The sequence below is a fragment of the Vallicoccus soli genome (assembly GCF_003594885.1).
In the GTDB taxonomy this organism is placed as follows: Bacteria; Actinomycetota; Actinomycetes; order Motilibacterales; family Motilibacteraceae; genus Vallicoccus; species Vallicoccus soli.
The window spans coordinates 279,087-296,892 of sequence record NZ_QZEZ01000002.1; the positions used below are offsets into that span (position 1 = coordinate 279,087).

Genomic DNA, 17,806 nt, shown 5'->3' on the forward strand with positions numbered 1-17,806 from the left:
GGGGGCCCCGCCGTGCGGGCGCAGGGCTCAGCCGCGCCCGAGCAGGCGCAGCAGGGCGGCCGACGCGACCGGGCGCGCGCCCCGGGCCCGGACCCCGTCGGCCACCTCGCGGTCGCTGGAGACGACGACCACCGGGCGGCCCTGCGGCTCCGCCGCGACGAGGCGGCGCACGAGCTCGTCCGCGGTCCGCCCCGGCCGGCTGAAGAGCACCCGCACGCCGCGCTCGCGCACCGCCGGGGCCCGCTCGACGTCGGCGCCGTCGAAGACGACCGTGACCTCGGCGCCGTGCCGCGCGGCGAGCGCGGCCGCCCCGCGCACCAGCCGCTCGCGCTGGTCCTGCAGGGGCAGCCCGCCGTACCCGAGCTTGGTGACGTTGTAGCCGTCGACGAGCAGGTGCACCCGCGGCAGCCCGAGGAGCTGCTCCAGCGCGCCCGGGTCCTCCTCGGGCCGCGCGCGGCCCGGGACGTCGGTGACCCCGGCCCCGTCCGGGGCCCGCGCCTCCTGCGCGGCGACGGCGTCGGCCGGCCGTGGCGCCCCCGGGGCCACCGGCGGCAGGGCCAGCTCGCGGCGCAGCCCCTGCCCCGCCTCGAGGAGGGTGTCCAGGAGCAGGCGCAGCCGGGCGTCGGCGGAGGTGCGCCCCTCGCGCCCCGCCCGGCGCGCGGCCTCCAGGGCCGCCTCGAGCTCGCCCGCCCGGGCCCGGGCGCGGCGCAGCTCCGCGTCGGCCGCGCCCTGCGCCGCCGCGGCCGCCCGGCGCAGCACCTCGAGCTCCTCCTGGGCGGCGCGGGCGGCGTCCTGCGCCTCCCGGCGCGCCGTGCGCGCCTCGTGCAGGCTGCGCCGCAGCGTCGCGACCTCGGCCTTGAGCGCCGCCGCGTCGGCCCGGACCCGCTCGAGGTCCGCCCTGGCCTGCGCGCGGGCGGCCGCGAGCTGCTCCTCGGCCCGGGCCAGGGCCTCCTGCGCCTGCGCGGACGCCGCCCGCTCGCCGGCCTCGAGCGCGGCGCCCGCCGCGCGCTCGACGAGGGCCTCCCAGCCGTCCGGGCGCAGCAGCAGCGCCAGCGCGGCCACGTCGTGGGGGTCCGCGGCCGCCGGCGGGTCGCCCGCGTCGACGGCGGCGGCGAGCTCGGGCACCGCCGTGCGGACCGAGGCCGCCACCCGGGCGCGGAAGGCCGCGTCGCGCTCGACCGCGGCGGCGAGGGGGCTGGCCGCCAGGTGGGCGCGACGGGCGGTGACGAAGCGGCGGAAGGGGCGCAGGGAGGCCGGCACCTCGTCCGCGGAGAGCCCGTCGAGCGCCTCGCTCGCGAGCGCCACGACCCGCTGGCGCACCGGCTCGGGCAGCGCGCCGGGCGGGCCCTGCGGCGCCGCGGGCGCGCCCACCCCTAGCCGCCCGCCGCGCCCGGCGCCGGCTCGACCTGCACCGAGTCGACGGCGTCGCACCAGCGGCAGCGCACGCGCTCGACCGTGTCCTGCAGGACCTCGCGCTCCTCCACGCGGGGGTTCCCCGCGAGGTCGGCGTGCCAGTACTCCACGACCCGGGTGGAGCGGGTGACGTCGAAGCGCGTCAGGTTGCCGCACTGCGCGCAGCGCCAGCGGGTGCCGGTGGCCGGGAGGGGGACGGGCATGCCCCGAGCGTACGGGGCGCCCGCCCGCGGCCGGCGCGCGCTCCGCGGGCGCCGGGGTCCCGGGGCGCCGGGGCCCCCGGTGCGCCTCCCCGGACCTGTCGGACCCGCCGCCTACGGTCCCCGCCATGCAGGTCGCACCACGTCCCCCGCAGCAGCGCCGCCCCGCTCCCGCCGCCGCGCCGGTCGCCGCGCCGGTCGCCGTCCAGGCGACGTTCGACGAGCTCGGCACGCCGCTGCGCGAGGCCACCTTCGTGGTCGTCGACCTCGAGACGACGGGCGGCTCGCCCGCCTCCTGCGCCATCACCGAGGTCGGCGCGGTCAAGGTGCGCGGCGGCGAGGTGCTCGGGGAGTTCCAGGCGCTCGTCGACCCGGGCACGCCGATCCCGCCGTTCATCGCCGTGCTCACCGGCATCACCGACGCGATGGTCGCCGGGGCCGAGCGCATCGAGGCGGTCCTGCCCGCGTTCCTGGAGTTCCTCGGCGCCGACGCCGTGCTCGTGGCCCACAACGCCCCCTTCGACGTCGGGTTCCTGCAGGCGGCGTGCGCCGCGACGGGCCGGCCCTGGCCGGGGCCGCGGGTGCTCGACACCGCCCGCATCGCCCGCCAGCTCGTGAGCCGCGACGAGGCGCCCAACTGCAAGCTGGGCACGCTCGCGCGGGTCTTCCGGGCCCGCACCACCCCGGACCACCGGGCGCTGTCCGACGCACGGGCCACGGTCGACGTCCTGCACGGCATGCTCGAGCGCCTCGGCGGGCTCGGGGTGCACAGCCTCGAGGAGCTCGCGACCTACACCTCGCGGGTCAGCCCCGCGCAGCGGCGCAAGCGCCACCTCGCCGAGGGCCTCCCCCACGCCCCGGGGGTCTACGTCTTCCGCGACGCGCAGGACCGCGTGCTCTACGTGGGCACCTCCAAGGACCTGCGCACCCGCGTGCGGTCCTACTTCACGGCGTCCGAGACCCGCAGCCGGATGGCGGAGATGGTGGGGCTGGCGGAGTCGGTCACGCCGGTCGTGTGCGCCACCGCCCTCGAGGCGCAGGTGCGCGAGCTGCGGCTCATCGCCGAGCACGCCCCGCGCTACAACCGGCGCTCGCGCCGGCCCGACAAGGTCACGTGGCTCAAGCTCACCCCGGAGGCCTTCCCCCGCCTGTCCCTGGTGCGCGACGTGCGCGACGACGGGGGCGCCTACCTCGGGCCCTTCAGCTCCTCGCGCAGCGCGACCGCGGCGATGAGCGCGCTGCACGAGGCGGTGCCCCTGCGCCAGTGCACCCAGCGCCTGTCCGCCTCGGGCCGCGGCAGCGCCTGCGTCCTCGCCGAGATCGGGCGCTGCGGCGCGCCCTGCGAGGGCCGGCAGAGCCGCGAGTCCTACGCGGTGCACGCCTCCACGGTGCGCGCCGCCTTCACCGGCGACGCCCGGCCGGTCGTCGGGGCGCTCAGCGCGCGCATCGCCGCGCTCGCGGCCGGCGAGCGCTTCGAGGAGGCCGCCGCCCAGCGCGACCGCCTCACGGCCCTCGTGCGGGCCGCCGCGCGCATGCAGCGGCTGGCCGGGCTCACCCGCTGCCCCGAGGTCGTGGCCGCCCGACCGACGCCCGAGCTGGGCTGGGAGCTCGCGCTGGTGCGCTGGGGCCGGCTGTGCGGCAGCGCCGTGGTCGAGCGCGGGGTCGACCCGTGGCCGGCGGTCCGCGCGCTCGTCGCGGCCGGCGAGGTCGTCGAGCCAGTGCTCCCCGGGCTCACCCCGACCCCGGCGGCCACCGCGGAGGAGACGGAGTGCGTGCTGCGGTGGGTCGAGCAGCCCGGCACCCGGCTGGTCCAGGTCGAGGGCGAGTGGACCTCCCCCGCCTTCGGCGCCGGTGCGCACCGGGCGCTGCTCGACGCCGCGGACGAGGCCCGCGGCGCCGCCGCCCCGTTCGAGGACCGCCGCCACCTGCCGATGGCGTCGCGCCCGGTGGCCGCGGGCAGCCGGCTCGCCGTGTGACCCCGCCCCTGCCCCCGGTCCGGCGCCTCCGCGCGGTCCGTGCGGGAGGCGCCGCGGGCCCTCGCGGGCACCCGCGGCACTACGCTCGGCGCACCGCAGCCGTCCCACCGGAGGTCCCGTGCTCACCGCGATCGTGCTCGTCGAGGCCGAGGTCGACCGGATCCCGGAGGTGGCCGCGGAGATCGCGGACCTCGAGGGCGTGAGCGAGGTCTACTCGGTCACCGGCGACGTCGACCTCATCGCCATGGTGCGGGTGCGCGAGCACGACCAGCTCGCGGAGGTCATCGCCGACCGGCTCAACAAGGTGCCCGGCGTGCGCAGCAGCGAGACGCACATCGCCTTCCGCGCCTACTCGCGGCACGACCTCGACGCCGCCTTCTCCCTGGGCATGCCCGACGCCGACTGAGCGCCCGACGAGCGGTCGCCAGCCGGCCCGACGCCCGGCGGCCCAGCCGCGGCGGGCCCGCCGTCCCGGCGGCCCCACGTCCCGGCGGCCCCGCCACGGCGGGCCGCGCCGTCAGCCCCCGCGGGACCGGGTGGCCGCCACCCAGCGCTCGAGCAGCGCGGCGGCCGCGCCGGAGTCGACGGCGGCGGCGGCGCGCTCCAGACCGGCGGCGAGCGGGCCGTGCAGGTCGTCCCCCGCGGCGCCGGCGGGCACCGCCCCCGCGGCCACGAGCGCCCCGGCGGCGTTGAGCAGCACCGCGTCGCGCACCGGCCCCGCATCGCCGGCGAGCAGCTCGCGGGCGACCCGCGCGTTGTGCGGGGCCCGCCCCCCGCGCAGGGCGCCCGGCGCCGGCGGCGCGAGCCCGAGCCGGGAGGGGTCGACGACGGTCTCGCCGACGCGCCCGTCGCGCACGACCCACACCCGCGAGGTGGTCGTGGTGGTCAGCTCGTCGAGCCCGTCGTCGCCGCGGAAGACGAGGGCGGAGGCACCGCGGGCGGCGTACACGCCCGCCATGACCGGCGCCATCCGCGCGTCGGCGCAGCCGACCGCCTGCGCCGCGGGGCGCGCCGGGTTCGTGAGCGGGCCGAGGAAGTTGAACACCGTGGGCACGCCGAGCTCGCGGCGCGGCACCGCGGCGTGGCGCATCGACGCGTGGAAGGTCGGCGCGAAGCAGAACGTGATGCCGACCTCCGCGACGACCGCGGCGACGTCGTCCGCCGGCAGGTCGATGACGACCCCGAGCTCCTCCAGCAGGTCCGCGGCGCCGCACAGCGAGGACGCGGCCCGGTTGCCGTGCTTGACGACCGGCACCCCCGCCGCGGCGACGACGAGCGCGGCCATCGTCGAGATGTTGACCGTCTGGGCCCGGTCGCCGCCGGTGCCCACGATGTCCACGACCGGACCGAGCCCGGCGGGCACGGCGACGGGCACGGCCAGGTCGAGCATCGTGGCGGCCAGCCCGCTGACCTCCTCGACCGTCTCGCCCTTGGCGCGCAGCGCGACGACGAAGCCCGCCACCTGCGCGGGCGTGGCCTCCCCGCGCATCACCTCGCCCATGGCCCAGGCCGCCTCGTCCTCGCTCAGCGCGCGCCCGGCGAGCAGCGCGGCGAGCACCGACGGCCAGGTGCGCAGCGGCTCGCGCGCGGGCGCGGCGGGGCCCTCCTGCACCGCCACGGCCCTCAGCGCCCGGCCGGCGCGGTGCGCGCGGCCCGGGCCCGCAGGAGCTCGGCGGCGGCAGCGGCGACCGCCACCGGGTCGAGCGGGTGCGCGACCGCGCCGTCGGCGCGGGACCACGCGGCGAGCCAGCCGTCCTGGACCCGCCCGGTGAGCACGAGCACGGGCGGGCACTGGAAGACCTCGTCCTTGAGCTGGCGGCAGAGCCCCAGTCCGCCGGCGGGCGCGGCCTCGCCGTCGAGCACCAGCAGGTCCAGGCCCCCGGCGTCGGTGCGCGACACCACGGCCGGCGCCGTGGCGCACTCCACGACGTCGACGAGCGGGACGTCCGCCGCGGGCCGGCGCCCGAGGGCGAGCCGCACCCGCTGGCGGGTCCCCGCGTCGTCGCTGTAGACGAGCACCGTCATCCGCCGCTCGGGCGCCGGGGGCGCCTGCCGCGGGGCCGGTGCGTCCGTCGTCGTCGGGTCGAGCGCCGCCTGCACGGCGGCGTCCGGCGCGCCGGGCCCGGCGTCCTGCGCGCCGCCCGGCGCGGGGGCCTGCGGGGTGCTGGGGGGCAGGTCGCTGCTCATCGCGCGCATGCTACTGCCGGGCACCCGCCGGGCGGCGGGGCGCGCCGTACGGCCCCGGGGACGGCACCGGGCCGGACGCCACGGCCCCTCGGGCCTCCCGAGCCGCGCTCCCCCGATCCGGCTCTGTCGGCGGCCCCGTCGGCCGGACTCCCTCCGCCGGGCTCCCTCGGCCGCGCTCCCTCAGCCGGGCCCCGGGCCCGGCCGGTCGGGCCCGGCGCCCGGCGGGGCCAGCAGGTCCCAGCCGTCGACGTCGCCGCCCAGCCGCTGGGCGAGGCCCGCCATCCGCGAGCGCTGCTGCGCCAGCGACAGCCCCGTCACGCGCTCCGGGCGGCTCGCCCGCGCGCGGACCAGCCCCTGGGGCTGCCCGTCCTGCCCCTCCGCCGCGCCCTGCCCCGCCGACGCGTCCTGCCCCGCCGACGCGTCCTCCTCCGCCGGCCCGTCCGGGCGCAGCGCCCAGCCGTCCTGGGCGAGCAGGCCCGCGGCCTCGTCCAGCGCCCGGGCCGGCAGCCGCAGGTGGTGCCGCACGAGCAGCGGCCGGTCCAGGTCGAGGCCCCCCTCGCCGAGGCGGGCGAGCACGGCCGAGTCCGCGGCAGCGGGGTCCCACGAGGCGCCCACCACCTGCAGCGTCCCGTCGTCGGCCAGGGCGGGCCCCTCGTCGCGGCGGCGCCCCAGCGCGCGGTCCAGCAGCCTGCGCAGCACAGCGACCTCCCTCGACGGACCCCGGGCGGGCACCGGCGCCGGACGGGCGGCGCGGCGGCGCAGCGCGACCGGACGGTGACACGCGGCCCCCCGACGTGTGCTCGCCGGGGGCCGCAGCAATAATGGCGCCCGTGGCGACAGCGACAGCGGTAGGCGGCCAGGCGGTCCACGCCCCGGCCGAACGTCCCAACCTCGTCTCCGTGGGCACCATCGTGTGGCTGTCCTCGGAGCTGATGTTCTTCGCGGCGCTGTTCGCGATCTACTTCACGCACCGCTCGGTGGACCCGACCCTGTGGGCCGAGCGCACCGAGCTGCTCAACATCCCGTTCTCGGCGACCAACACGACGGTCCTCGTGCTGTCGTCGGTGACCTGCCAGCTCGGCGTCTTCGCGGCCGAGCGCGGCGACGTCGAGGGCCTGCGGCGCTGGTTCGTCATCACGTTCCTCATGGGCGCCTTCTTCATCGGCGGCCAGGTGTTCGAGTACGCCGAGCTGATCCGCGAGGGCCTCACGCTGAGCTCGGACGCGTACGGGACGTCGTTCTACCTGACCACCGGCTTCCACGGCCTGCACGTGACCGGCGGCCTGCTCGCCTTCCTGCTCGTGCTCGGGCGGACCTACGTCGCCCGGCGCTTCACCCACGAGCAGGCCACCAGCGCCATCGTCGTGTCCTACTACTGGCACTTCGTCGACGTCGTGTGGATCGGCCTGTTCGCGACCATCTACCTCATCCAGTAGGGACCCCTCCGCGTGACCTCCCACTCCGTACGACGGCGCCGCCCGGCCGCGGCGTACGCCGTGATCCTCCTGGGCCTCGTCCTCATGGGCGGGCTCTTCGCGGTGCTCTCGCCGCAGCGGACCGAGGCGTCGGAGACGACCGCCTCGGGGACCGACCTGGTCGACGAGGGGCGCGAGCTCTTCCTCACGAACTGCTCGACCTGCCACGGCCTGCAGGCCCAGGGCAGCTCCGACGGCCCGCCCCTCGTGGGCGTGGGCGCGGCGTCGGTCGACTTCCAGGTCGGCACCGGCCGCATGCCGGCGTACAGCTCGCAGGTCGTGCAGGTCCCCAAGGCCAAGCGCGTCTTCACGCAGGACGAGATCGACGCCATGGCGGCGTACGTCGCCTCGCTCGGCCCCGGCCCCTCGATCCCCGAGCCCGAGCTCTACGAGGTGCAGGACGTCGAGGACGAGCAGATCGCCGAGGGCGGCGAGCTGTTCCGCACGAACTGCGCCATGTGCCACAACGCCAGCGGCGCCGGCGGCGCCCTCACCGAGGGCAAGTACGCCCCCTCGCTGGCCGGCGTGGACCCGAAGTACGTCTACGAGGCCATGCTCACCGGCCCGCAGAGCATGCCGGTGTTCTCCGAGGCCTCGCTGACGGCCGAGGAGAAGAAGCACGTCGTCGCCTACCTGGAGCAGATCCAGAACCAGCCGGAGTACGGCGGGGTGACGCTCGGTCGGGTCGGCCCCGTGAGCGAGGGCCTGTTCATCTGGATCGTCGGGATCGGCGGCCTCATCGCGGTCGCGGTCTGGCTGGGGGCGAAGTCGCATTGAGTCAGAACCAGGGCACGCCGGGCTCCGGAGCGGGGCGCGCGAGCGCCGCTGACGCCGGCACGCACGCGGCGGTGCAGGCGGCGGCGGGCTACGCCCCGCACGGCACCGAGACCGGCGCGGAGCCCGGCCAGGGCCTCGCCACCCGCTTCACCGACCCGGGCGTGCCGGCGCACGTCCACCGCCTGACCGACATCGACCGCAAGGCCGCCAAGCGGGCCGAGCGGCAGGTGAGCTTCCTCTTCCTGCTCTCGTTCCTCGGCACGGTCCTCTTCGTCGTCGCCTACTTCGCGTTCCCGCTGACCAGCGGCGAGAACCTCGTCTACTCGCGCCTGCTCACCGGCCTCGGCCTGGCGATGGCGCTGTTCTTCATCGGCGCCGGCGCGGTGCACTGGGCGAAGAAGCTCATGCCCGACGACGAGGTCGTCGAGGAGCGCCACGTCGTCGCGTCCAGCGACGAGGACCGCGCCGAGGCCGCCGAGGTGCTGCGCCAGGGCGGCGAGGCCACCGGCTTCGGCCGCCGCAAGATGATCTGGGGGTCCCTCACCGCCTCCCTCGGCGCGCTCGGGATCCCCGCCGTCGTCTCGCTGCGCGACACCTGGATCCGCGGCGACGCCCCGCCGCCGTACGAGATCATCAGCGAGACCCTCTGGCAGGAGGGCACCCGCCTGGTCACCGACCCGGCCGGGCTGCCGATCCGCGCCGACGAGGTCGCCATCGGCTCGGTCGTCCACGTGCTCCCCGAGGGCCTGGAGGAGGACAGCGCCGAGGGCGAGGTCCTCAACGAGAAGGCCAAGGCCTCCGTGCTGCTCATGCGCCTCGAGGTGGAGGAGATCCTCTCCGAGAAGGAGCAGGAGTGGGGCTACAACGGCATCGTCGCCTACTCCAAGATCTGCACGCACATGGGCTGCCCGGTGGCCCTCTACGAGCAGCAGACGCACCACCTGCTGTGCCCGTGCCACCAGTCGACCTTCGACGTCACCGAGGACGCCAAGGTCATCTTCGGCCCTGCCGCCCGCCCCCTGCCCCAACTCGCGATCTCGGTCGACGAGGAGGGATACTTGGTGGCGAGGCAGCCATTCCAGGAGCCCGTTGGGCCCAGTTTCTGGGAGCGCGGATGAGCACCACCACTTCGAGCACCACCGCTCCCCCGCCGACCGCTCTCGGGCGCGCCGCCGGGGGCGCGGGCAAGTACCTCGACGACCGCCTCGGGGTGGCCTCGCAGAGCAAGAAGCTGCTGCGCAAGGTCTTCCCGGACCACTGGTCGTTCATGCTGGGCGAGGTCGCCCTCTACAGCTTCATCATCCTGCTCATCTCCGGCACGTTCCTGACCTTCTGGTACGTGCCCTCGGTGGCCGAGGTGACCTACGAGGGCTCGTACGTGCCCCTCAAGGGCGTGCACATGTCCGAGGCGTACGCCTCGACGCTCGAGATCTCCTTCGACGTGCGCGGCGGCCTCGTCATGCGGCAGATCCACCACTGGGCGGCGCTGCTGTTCGTCGCCTCGATGATGGTCCACCTGCTGCGCGTGTTCTTCACGGGCGCGTTCCGCAAGCCGCGCGAGTTCAACTGGGTCATCGGCGCGATCCTGCTGATCCTCGGCATCGTCGAGGGCTTCGCCGGCTACTCCCTGCCCGACGACCTGCTGTCCGGCACGGGGCTGCGCATCGCCCAGGCGATCATCCAGGCCATCCCGGTGGTCGGCACCTGGCTCTCGTTCTTCGTCTTCGGCGGCGAGTTCCCGGGCACGGCGTTCATCCCGCGCCTCTACACGATCCACGTGCTGCTGCTGCCGGCGATCTTCCTGGCGCTCATCACCGCGCACCTGGCGCTGGTGTTCTTCCACAAGCACACCCAGTACCCGGGCCCGGGCCGGACCGAGAAGAACGTCGTCGGCTACCCGCTGATGCCGGTCTACATCGCCAAGGCGGGCGGCTTCTTCTTCCTGGTCTTCGGCGTCATGGCCCTGCTCGCCGCGATCGCCACGATCAACCCGATCTGGGGCTACGGCCCGTACGAGCCGACGCAGGTGACGGCGGGCTCCCAGCCCGACTGGTACATGGGCTTCCTGGACGGCGCGGTCCGCTCCATGCCCAACTGGGAGACGACGGTCTTCGGCGTGACGATCAGCTGGAACATCATCGTCCCGGCGATGGTGCTCCCGGGCATCCTCTTCACGCTGATGATCTTCTACCCCTTCATCGAGGCGTGGGTGACCGGCGACCGCCGCGAGCACCACATCCTCGACCGGCCGCGCAACCAGCCGACCCGCACCGCCCTGGGCGTCATGTCGCTCGTGTTCTTCGCGATCCTCTTCGCGAACGGCGGCAACGACATCCTCGCGATCACGTTCAACGTCTCCATCAACGCGATCACCTGGGCGACGCGCATCCTGCTCTTCGTGGCACCGCCGATCGCCTTCGTCATCACGAAGCGCATCTGCCTCGGCCTGCAGCGGCGCGACCGCGAGAAGGTCCTGCACGGGCGCGAGACGGGCATCATCCAGCGCCTCCCCAACGGCGAGTTCGTCGAGGTCCACGAGCCGGTCACCCCGGCCGAGGCCTGGGTGCTCACCCAGCAGGAGGTCCAGCGCCCGCTGGAGCTGGGCCCGGCGACCGACGAGAACGGCGTGCGCCGCCCCGGCTCCCTGCACCACCGGCTGCGCGCCCGCGTCTCCCGGTTCTACTTCGGCGACCGGGTCGAGCCCCCGACGCCGGACGAGGTCCGCGAGCTCGAGGCCAGCCACGGCGGCCACTGAGCCGCGAGCAGCACCACCGACCGGAGGCCGGTCCCGCACCGCGGGCCGGCCTCCGGCGCGTCCGGGGGTCGTGGTGACCACGTGAGGCACCCGTACGCGTGCCGACCCAGGCTCGTACGCCCTGTCCGGCACCCGCACGCCCTGTCCGGCACCCGCACGCCCGGGCCGGCGGGCACCTGGGTCGCCGGCGCGGCGGAGCGCGAGCGGCCGTCCGCGGGCGGCCCACCGACCCGCCACCGCCCCTCTCCCCCCGCACCGATCATGCGCAGGTGGCGGGACTGCCGCAGCCGAGCGCTGCCGGGCGCTGCCCAAGAGAGCCCGTCCCGCAGAACCAGGCGCCTCCGCGGCGTCCGGTGGCCCTTGCGTCGACGTACGGGCTCAGATGGCCTCGGCGCGGCGTGCGGGGCGACCAGCCAGGACTGAGCCGGTGCAGGCCCCCTGGCCTCTGGGGTTGGAGCGCGGAGCGGCGGCTCGAGCGGCGGTGACCGCGGGCACCCCGAGCCGGCGGCACAGGCCCGCCGTCGACGAGCCCTCTCCCCGCCGCGATCATGCACAGGTGGCGCGCCGCCGCGGCGGGCCCTGCCGGGGCGTCCGCCCCGAGCCCGCTCCCGCTCGGCAACCTCGACACCTCCGCTGCGTCCCGTGGCCCTGCAGCGGAGGTACGGGCCCTGCCGGCCAGCGCGCGTGGGACCGCGACCAGCCGGCGGCTGAGCCGGCCCCGTCACAGCCCGCATAGGTGCGCGCAGGGGGCGACCTCGTGGGACGGCTGGCAGCACCGGCCAGGACGGCCCTCAGAGCCCGGAGCGGGCCTTGCCGGCCGGGAGGTGCCCGTGTACCCAGGGAGGCACGCGGACGCACAGGAGGGCACGTGGAGCGGGCACGGGAGCGGACGTACCTGGGGCTCGCGGTGGCGGGCGTGGTGCTGCCGTACCGGCACGGGCTGCCGTGGCTCGTCGAGCACGGGCCCGACGCCCGTCTCCTGGCGCGGCAGCTCGGCAGCAGCAGGGCCGGCGCCTTCTTCGGGTGGGACGTCGTCGTCAGCGCTGCGGCCGTGCTGGCGCTGTCCGCGCTGGACGACGAGCTGCCCGCCCGGCAGCGCGCAGCCGTCGCGCTCGCGACGCTGGCCGGCCCCTCGGCCGGGCTCCCGCTGCACCTGTGGCTGCGCGAACGGCACCGCCGGCGGGCACGCAGGAGGCCCTGAGGACGCGGCCCCCGGGATCACCGTCCCCCCGCGCGCACGATCACGGCGGGTCGGGGGTGGCCTGCATGCCTCGGCGGGGCGATGTCCGGCCTGCACCACTGCCGGCGACGACCTCCAGCGGTGCCTCCGCTCCTCCGTCGTCGGCTCAGGGAGGCTCGTCGGGCTCCGCCTCGACCGCATGCTCACGACCGCACGATCGAGGTGGGACGGTCCGCGGCTGCGGGGCCTAGGGGCGCCACGAGGCGCATGATCGCGGCGGGGGGGCGGGCCGCGGTCCGAACGCGCCACGAGCGCATAATCACGGCGGGGTCTCCGGCGGGGCCGTCCCCGAGTCCGCGACCCGGGGGGCTGCGCCACCACGAGCGCATGATCACGGCGGGGTCTCCGGCGGGGCATCCCGCCTCCGCGACCCGGGGGCCTGCGCACCACGAGCGCATGATCACGGCGGGGTGGGGCGAGGTGTGCGACGGCCCCCGTCCCGGGGTCCGGGGCGGGGGCCGTCGTCAGCGGGTGGGGGCGCTCAGTGCGCGTGCTCCCCGCGGTAGTACTCGAAGACCAGGCCGATGATCGACAGGCCCAGGATCGTCACGCCGATGTAGCTGAGCCAGAAGCCGAAGGTCAGGCCGAGGGTGGTGACGGCGGCGCCGACGGCGACGTACAGCGGCCACCAGCTGTGCGGGCTGAAGAACCCGAGCTCGCCGGCGCCCTCCTCGATCTCGGCGTCGATCCGGTCCTCGGGGCGCTCGCCGACGCGGCGGCCGGTGAAGAGCACGTAGAACCCGACGAGGAACGCCAGGCCGGCCGTGAGGGCCAGCGCCGTCGTGCCGACCGGCTCCCGCGAGAGCAGGAAGTAGATCACTGCGACGACCGCGTAGAAGACGGTCCCGCAGGCGAAGAGCATCCCCTCGATCTTCACTTGCGCTCCCCCAGGTCGGGCTCGCCGAGGAACTGGTCGAGGACCCCCCGGTCGGGCGTCGGCGTGTCGACGGCGACGACCTCCGGGTGGTGCAGGTCGAACGCCGGGCGCTCGGAGCGGATCCGCGGCAGCTGGGTGAAGTTGTGCCGCGGCGGCGGGCAGGAGGTCGCCCACTCGAGCGAGGCGCCGTACCCCCACGGGTCGTCGACCGTGACCTTGCGGCCGCGCTTGGCCGTCTTCCACACGTTGTAGAGGAACGGCAGCGTCGAGGCGCCGAGGAGGAACGACCCGACCGTCGAGATCATGTTGAGGCCGGTGAAGCCGTCCGCCGCGAGGTAGTCCGCGTAGCGGCGGGTCATGCCCTCCACGCCCAGCCAGTGCTGGACGAGGAACGTGAGGTGGAAGCCCACGAAGAGCGTCCAGAAGTGCAGCTTGCCCAGGCGCTCGTCGAGCATCGTCCCGGTGAACTTCGGCCACCAGAAGTAGAAGCCGGCGAACATCGCGAACACGACGGTGCCGAAGACCACGTAGTGGAAGTGGGCGACGACGAAGTAGGTGTCCGAGACGTGGAAGTCCAGCGGCGGCGAGCCGAGCATCATGCCGGTGAGCCCGCCGAAGAGGAACGTCACGAGGAAGCCGATCGCCCAGAGCATCGGCGTCTCGAAGGTGATCGAGCCGCGCCACATGGTGCCGACCCAGTTGAAGAACTTCACGCCGGTGGGCACCGCGATGAGGAACGTCATGAAGCTGAAGAACGGCAGGAGCACCGCGCCGGTGACGAACATGTGGTGCGCCCACACCGCGACCGAGAGGCCGGCGATGGCGATGGTGGCGAAGACCAGGCCCTTGTAGCCGAAGACCGGCTTGCGGCTGAACACCGGCAGGATCTCGGTGATGATGCCGAAGAACGGCAGGGCGATGATGTAGACCTCGGGGTGCCCGAAGAACCAGAACAGGTGCTGCCAGAGGATCGCCCCGCCCGACTCCGGGTCGAAGACGTGCGCACCGAACGCGCGGTCCGCGTGGAGCGCGAGCAGCGACGCTGCGAGCACCGGGAAGGCCATGAGCACCAGGACGCTCGTGAGCAGGATGTTCCAGGTGAAGATCGGCATCCGGAACATCGTCATGCCGGGCGCGCGCATGCAGAAGATCGTCGTGATGAAGTTGACGGACCCGAGGATCGTGCCCAGGCCGGAGAGCACCAGGCCGAGCACCCACATGTCCGCGCCGTGCCCCGGGGAGAAGACCGCGGTCGACAGCGGGGTGTACGCCGTCCAGCCGAAGGCCGCCGCCCCCTCCGGGGTGAGGAAGCCGCCGACGGTGATGAGCCCGCCGAAGAGGAACAGCCAGTAGCTGAACATGTTCAGCCGCGGGAACGCCACGTCGGGCGAGCCGATCTGCAGCGGGACGATCACGTTGCCGAACCCGACGAACAGCGGGGTCGCGAAGAGGAACAGCATGATCGTGCCGTGCATGGTGAAGAGCTGGTTGTACTGCTCCTCACCGAGGATCTGCATGCCCGGGCGCGCCAGCTCGGTGCGCATGACGAGCGCCATGGCGCCCGCGAGCAGGAAGAAGAGGAACGAGGTGGCGAGGTAGAGGTAGCCGATGACCTTGTGGTCGGTCGACGTCACCCACTTGACCACCACGCTGCCGAGCGAGCGGCGGGTCGGGATCGCCCCCGACGCCGAGGCGCGGGGCTCCTCGAGGAGCGTCACTGGTCACCCTCCAGGGTGCTTTGGCGGGAGTCGTCGAGGCCCGGCTTCGGCCCCAGCTCCGCCGGCAGCTGGCCGGCCTGGCCGCGGTCGATGAGGTCCTCGAGGTGCTGGTCGTACTCCTCGGGGGTCACGACCTGCACGTTGAACAGCATCCGGGAGTGGTCGAGGCCGCAGAACTCGGCGCAGCGGCCCTGGAACAGGCCGGTGCGCGTCGGGGTGAGCTCGAACTCGTTGGTGCGCCCCGGGTAGAGGTCCATCTTGAAGAGGAAGTTCGGGACGAAGAACGAGTGCGCGACGTCGCGGCTGTCGAGGACGAACCGGACCGACTCGCCCTGCGGCAGGTAGAGCGTCGGCGGCTCGCCCGGCGTGCCGGTCTCGAACGCGACCGCCTCGCTGTCGGCGACGCCGCTGCCGCCCTGGAAGTAGTTGAAGTCCCAGCTCCAGCGCTTGCCGACCACCTGGACGACCCGGTCGGGGGAGTCGGAGACCTCGAGGATCTCCGACTGGTCGCGCGCGGTGAAGTAGAAGAAGACGAGGACGACGATGATCGGCAGCGTCGTGTAGAGCGCCTCGACGGGGACGTTGTAGCGGACCTGCGGCGGCAGGCCCGTGTCCGTCGCGCGACGGCGGAAGCGGACGACGCTCCAGAAGATGAGGCCCCACACGAGGGCGCCGACCATGAGCGCGACGACCCAGGAGCCCTGCCACAGCGTCGTGACGCGGTCGGTGTAGTTGCTCGCGCCCTCGGGCAGGCCGCCGCGGCGCCACTCCTCGCGCGACTCCGCGCTGCACCCGGTGGCCAGCAGCGCGAGGGGCAGGAGGAGGGCGAGCGCACGGAGGTGCCGCCGCGGGCGGGGCGGGGACGTGTCCCGCGCGGAGCGCGAGGTGCCGGTCGGGCTCAACGGGGCCTTCCACGGGTCGAGGGGCTGCGGGGGGACGACGGTCCCGCCGGCCTCCCCGCGGCCGGCGACCTGCGACGCCGACCGGGGCCGAGACTACTACCGGGGGTCACGACCTGCTCCTCAGGGGCGCGCCCGGCGGGCCGCGGCGCGCTGTCGGACCGGTCACGTACGTTCGGGCGCGTGGCGTACCTCGACGCGGCCTCGGCCCACCCGCTGCACCCCGCGGCGCGGGAGGTCTGGGCCGCGGCGCTCGAGCAGGGCTGGGCCGACCCGGCCCGGCTGCACGCGGAGGGGCGCCGGGCGGGGCTGCTCCTGGAGGAGGCCCGGGCGGGCGTCGCCGCGGTCCTGGGCGCCCACCCCGACGAGGTGTCGTTCACCGCGAGCGGCACCCAGGCCTGCCACCTGGCGGTGCTCGGCGCCTCCGCGGCCCGCCGCGACCCCGCCGGCGCGGTCGTCGCGACCGCGGTCGAGCACTCCGCGGTGCTGCAGGCCGCGCGCGCCCACGAGCGCTCCGGCGGCGCCCTGCGCCTCGTGCCCGTCGACCGGGAGGGGCGCGCCGCCGCCGAGGACGTCGCGGCGCTCGCCGGGCCCGGCACGGCGCTGGTCGCGGTGCAGGCCGGCAACCACGAGGTGGGGACCACGCAGCCGGTCGCCGAGGTGGGCGCCGCCTGCGCCGAGCGGGGGGTGCCGCTGCTCGTCGACGCCGCGCAGGCCGTCGGTCGCGCGCCGGTGCCGGCCGGCTGGTCGCTGCTCACGGCCAGCGCGCACAAGTGGGGCGGGCCGCCCGGCGTCGGCGTGCTCGTCGTGCGCCGCGGCACGCGCTGGCGCTCCCCCCTGCCGGAGGACGAGCGCGAGGGCGGGCGGGTCCCCGGGCCGCCGGCGGTGCCCGCGGTGCTCGCGGCCGCCGTCGCGCTGCAGGCGGCGGCCGCCGCGCAGGACGCGGAGTCGGCCCGCCTCTCCCGCCTGGTGGAGCGGCTGCGGCGCGAGGTCCCGCGGCGGGTGCCCGACGTCGCCCTCCTGGGGTCCGCCGAGCACCGGCTCCCCCACCTCGTGGCGTTCTCGTGCCTCTACGTGGACGGCGAGTCGGTGGTCACCGCGCTCTCGCGGGCCGGCCACGCGGTGAGCTCGGGCTCCTCGTGCACGGCGAGCACGCTGCGCCCCAGCCACGTCCTGGAGGCCATGGGGGTGCTCACGCACGGCAACGTGCGGGTGAGCCTGCCGGCGGGCACGACGGACGCCGACGTCGAGCGCTTCCTCGACGACCTGCCCGGGGTGGTCGCCGGGCTGCGCGCCGCCGCGGGGGTGCAGGCGCTGTGACCGCTCCCCCGCCCGCGGCCGTGACCGTCGACGCGCTCGGGCGCCGCTGCCCCCTGCCGGTCATCGACCTGGCCCGGGCCGCGGCGGGCGCCGCGCCCGGCACGGTCCTGGAGGTGCTCGCCGACGACGCCGCGGCCCGGCACGACGTCCCGGCCTGGTGCGCGATGCGCGGGCACGCCTACCTCGGCGAGCGCCCGGCCGGCGCCGGGACGGCGTACGTCGTGCGCACCGCCGGCTGAGGCGGGTCAGCGCCGCCCGTCGTCCAGGGCGGGCGGCAGCGGCAGCTCGAGCGCGTGCCGCAGCGCCCGCAGGTACGCCCGCCGGGCCACCTCGACGACGCCGAGGGAGGCCAGGTGCGGGGTGCTCCACTGCACGTCGAGCAGGCGCTCCCCGGGGGACCCGCCCTCGCGGAGCAGGTCCACCAGGGCCACGAGCGCCACCTTCGACGCGTCGCGGCCCTCCGGCCCCTCGACGTGGAACATCGACTCCCCGGCGAAGAGGCCGCCGACGGCGACCCCGTACAGGCCGCCGACGAGGCGCCCGGCGCGCCAGGCCTCGACGGAGTGGGCCCAGCCGAGCCCGTGCAGGCGCAGGTACGCCGCGCGCACGTCCTCGCCGATCCACCGCCCGTCCCGGGACGGGTCGGCGCAGCCGTCGACGACCGCCGCGAAGGCGGTGTCCACCCGCACCTCGGTGCGCCGCACCGACTGGCGCAGGCTGCGGGTCACCCGCAGCCCGTCGAGCGGCAGCACCCCGCGCGGCTGCGGCGACCACCAGGCCAGCGGGCCGGACAGCCCCTGCAGGCGCATGGGGAACAGCCCGCCGCGGTACGCCGCGAGCAGGGTCCCGGGCTCCAGGTCGGCGCCGACGCCCACGACGTCGCCGACGAGCGGGCGCGTGGCGCGCGGGAGCACCCACGCGGTGGGCGGCGGCTCGACGGGCACGGGCGGGCCTGACCCTCCGGGGCTC

General features: G+C 76.0%; 18 protein-coding genes. 9 read left to right on the plus strand and 9 right to left on the minus strand.

What is annotated here, in order from left to right; all coding sequences use genetic code 11:
• Nucleotides 1–27: 27 nt before the first annotated feature.
• Both D5H78_RS06475 and D5H78_RS06480 read right to left on the minus strand, forming a co-directional pair.
• Nucleotides 28–1,371: an NYN domain-containing protein gene (locus tag D5H78_RS06475; RefSeq protein WP_177891146.1), complete on the minus strand. Its 1,344-nt coding sequence runs from the start codon at nucleotides 1,369–1,371 to the stop codon at nucleotides 28–30.
• A gap of 2 nt (nucleotides 1,372–1,373) precedes the next feature.
• Nucleotides 1,374–1,616 carry a hypothetical protein gene (locus D5H78_RS06480; protein WP_119949607.1) on the minus strand — a complete coding sequence of 81 codons (243 nt, stop codon included), beginning with the start codon at nucleotides 1,614–1,616 and terminating at the stop codon, nucleotides 1,374–1,376.
• A gap of 125 nt (nucleotides 1,617–1,741) precedes the next feature.
• Between D5H78_RS06480 and D5H78_RS06485 the strand changes: the two genes are divergently transcribed.
• On the plus strand, nucleotides 1,742–3,589 hold the full coding sequence (locus D5H78_RS06485; RefSeq protein ID WP_119949608.1) for a DEDD exonuclease domain-containing protein: 1,848 nt from the start codon (nucleotides 1,742–1,744) through the stop codon (nucleotides 3,587–3,589).
• A gap of 118 nt (nucleotides 3,590–3,707) precedes the next feature.
• Complete coding sequence (locus tag D5H78_RS06490; protein ID WP_119949609.1) at nucleotides 3,708–3,995, plus strand: Lrp/AsnC family transcriptional regulator; 288 nt, start codon at nucleotides 3,708–3,710, stop codon at nucleotides 3,993–3,995.
• 111 nt (nucleotides 3,996–4,106) lie between these two features.
• Here the strand turns inward: D5H78_RS06490 and trpD are convergent, their stop codons facing one another.
• The 3 genes from trpD to D5H78_RS06505 all read right to left on the minus strand — a co-directional run bounded on the left by trpD (nucleotide 4,107) and on the right by D5H78_RS06505 (nucleotide 6,475).
• Nucleotides 4,107–5,201: an anthranilate phosphoribosyltransferase gene (gene trpD / locus D5H78_RS06495; RefSeq protein WP_245941609.1), complete on the minus strand. Its 1,095-nt coding sequence runs from the start codon at nucleotides 5,199–5,201 to the stop codon at nucleotides 4,107–4,109.
• Nucleotides 5,202–5,212: 11 nt separating this feature from the next.
• Nucleotides 5,213–5,614: a response regulator transcription factor gene (locus tag D5H78_RS19950; protein ID WP_119949925.1), complete on the minus strand. Its 402-nt coding sequence runs from the start codon at nucleotides 5,612–5,614 to the stop codon at nucleotides 5,213–5,215.
• 342 nt (nucleotides 5,615–5,956) lie between these two features.
• On the minus strand, nucleotides 5,957–6,475 hold the full coding sequence (locus D5H78_RS06505) for a ribonuclease E inhibitor RraB (RefSeq protein ID WP_218566310.1): 519 nt from the start codon (nucleotides 6,473–6,475) through the stop codon (nucleotides 5,957–5,959).
• Between the two features lie 122 nt (nucleotides 6,476–6,597).
• Here D5H78_RS06505 and ctaE point away from each other — a divergent pair, with 122 nt between their 5' ends.
• The 5 genes from ctaE to D5H78_RS06530 all read left to right on the plus strand — a co-directional run bounded on the left by ctaE (nucleotide 6,598) and on the right by D5H78_RS06530 (nucleotide 11,984).
• Nucleotides 6,598–7,212, plus strand: a complete 615-nt coding sequence (gene ctaE / locus D5H78_RS06510) for an aa3-type cytochrome oxidase subunit III (protein WP_119949610.1) — start codon at nucleotides 6,598–6,600, stop codon at nucleotides 7,210–7,212.
• 12 nt (nucleotides 7,213–7,224) lie between these two features.
• A complete protein-coding gene (gene qcrC, locus D5H78_RS06515) occupies nucleotides 7,225–8,028 on the plus strand; it encodes a cytochrome bc1 complex diheme cytochrome c subunit (protein ID WP_119949611.1) in 804 nt (267 codons plus the stop codon).
• Between the two features lie 71 nt (nucleotides 8,029–8,099).
• Entirely contained in the window at nucleotides 8,100–9,146 is a 1,047-nt protein-coding gene (gene qcrA / locus D5H78_RS06520; RefSeq protein ID WP_119949612.1) for a cytochrome bc1 complex Rieske iron-sulfur subunit, read from the plus strand.
• Nucleotides 9,143–10,783 (plus strand): cytochrome bc1 complex cytochrome b subunit, encoded by a 1,641-nt coding sequence (qcrB, locus tag D5H78_RS06525; protein ID WP_119949613.1) that lies wholly within the window; start codon nucleotides 9,143–9,145, stop codon nucleotides 10,781–10,783. Before qcrA ends, qcrB begins: the two co-directional genes overlap by 4 nt.
• 868 nt (nucleotides 10,784–11,651) lie before the next feature.
• The gene (locus D5H78_RS06530; protein WP_165865627.1) at nucleotides 11,652–11,984 is read left to right on the plus strand and encodes a DUF2834 domain-containing protein; all 333 of its coding nucleotides are present in this window, start codon (nucleotides 11,652–11,654) and stop codon (nucleotides 11,982–11,984) included.
• Between the two features lie 520 nt (nucleotides 11,985–12,504).
• On the opposite strand, the gene D5H78_RS06535 is transcribed toward D5H78_RS06530, so the two are convergent.
• From D5H78_RS06535 to ctaC, 3 genes are read right to left on the minus strand one after another with little or no spacing between them, the layout of a single operon-like run.
• On the minus strand, nucleotides 12,505–12,900 hold the full coding sequence (locus D5H78_RS06535; RefSeq protein WP_119949615.1) for a cytochrome c oxidase subunit 4: 396 nt from the start codon (nucleotides 12,898–12,900) through the stop codon (nucleotides 12,505–12,507).
• On the minus strand, nucleotides 12,897–14,618 hold the full coding sequence (gene ctaD / locus D5H78_RS06540; RefSeq protein WP_119949616.1) for an aa3-type cytochrome oxidase subunit I: 1,722 nt from the start codon (nucleotides 14,616–14,618) through the stop codon (nucleotides 12,897–12,899). The genes D5H78_RS06535 and ctaD overlap by 4 nt, the downstream gene beginning before the upstream one ends.
• Nucleotides 14,615–15,520, minus strand: a complete 906-nt coding sequence (ctaC, locus tag D5H78_RS06545) for an aa3-type cytochrome oxidase subunit II (RefSeq protein ID WP_119949617.1) — start codon at nucleotides 15,518–15,520, stop codon at nucleotides 14,615–14,617. The genes ctaD and ctaC overlap by 4 nt, the downstream gene beginning before the upstream one ends.
• Nucleotides 15,521–15,700: 180 nt before the next feature.
• On the opposite strand from ctaC, the gene D5H78_RS06550 reads away from it, so the two are divergent.
• Both D5H78_RS06550 and D5H78_RS06555 read left to right on the plus strand, forming a co-directional pair.
• Nucleotides 15,701–16,837 carry a cysteine desulfurase family protein gene (locus D5H78_RS06550; protein WP_119949618.1) on the plus strand — a complete coding sequence of 379 codons (1,137 nt, stop codon included), beginning with the start codon at nucleotides 15,701–15,703 and terminating at the stop codon, nucleotides 16,835–16,837.
• Nucleotides 16,834–17,076, plus strand: a complete 243-nt coding sequence (locus D5H78_RS06555; RefSeq protein WP_119949619.1) for a sulfurtransferase TusA family protein — start codon at nucleotides 16,834–16,836, stop codon at nucleotides 17,074–17,076. The genes D5H78_RS06550 and D5H78_RS06555 overlap by 4 nt, the downstream gene beginning before the upstream one ends.
• Nucleotides 17,077–17,082: 6 nt before the next feature.
• On the opposite strand, the gene aat is transcribed toward D5H78_RS06555, so the two are convergent.
• Nucleotides 17,083–17,781, minus strand: a complete 699-nt coding sequence (aat, locus tag D5H78_RS06560) for a leucyl/phenylalanyl-tRNA--protein transferase (protein WP_119949620.1) — start codon at nucleotides 17,779–17,781, stop codon at nucleotides 17,083–17,085.
• Between the last annotated feature and the right edge of the window lie 25 nt (nucleotides 17,782–17,806).

Bases quoted from the DNA above. Each gene is read 5' to 3' on its own strand.
- D5H78_RS06480 (WP_119949607.1), bottom strand. From the start codon at position 1,616: ATGCCCGTCCCCCTCCCGGCCACCGGCACCCGCTGGCGCTGCGCGCAG.
- D5H78_RS06485 (WP_119949608.1), top strand. From the start codon at position 1,742: ATGCAGGTCGCACCACGTCCCCCGCAGCAGCGCCGCCCCGCTCCCGCC.
- D5H78_RS19950 (WP_119949925.1), bottom strand. From the start codon at position 5,614: ATGACGGTGCTCGTCTACAGCGACGACGCGGGGACCCGCCAGCGGGTG.
- ctaE (WP_119949610.1), top strand. From the start codon at position 6,598: ATGGCGCCCGTGGCGACAGCGACAGCGGTAGGCGGCCAGGCGGTCCAC.
- qcrB (WP_119949613.1), top strand. From the start codon at position 9,143: ATGAGCACCACCACTTCGAGCACCACCGCTCCCCCGCCGACCGCTCTC.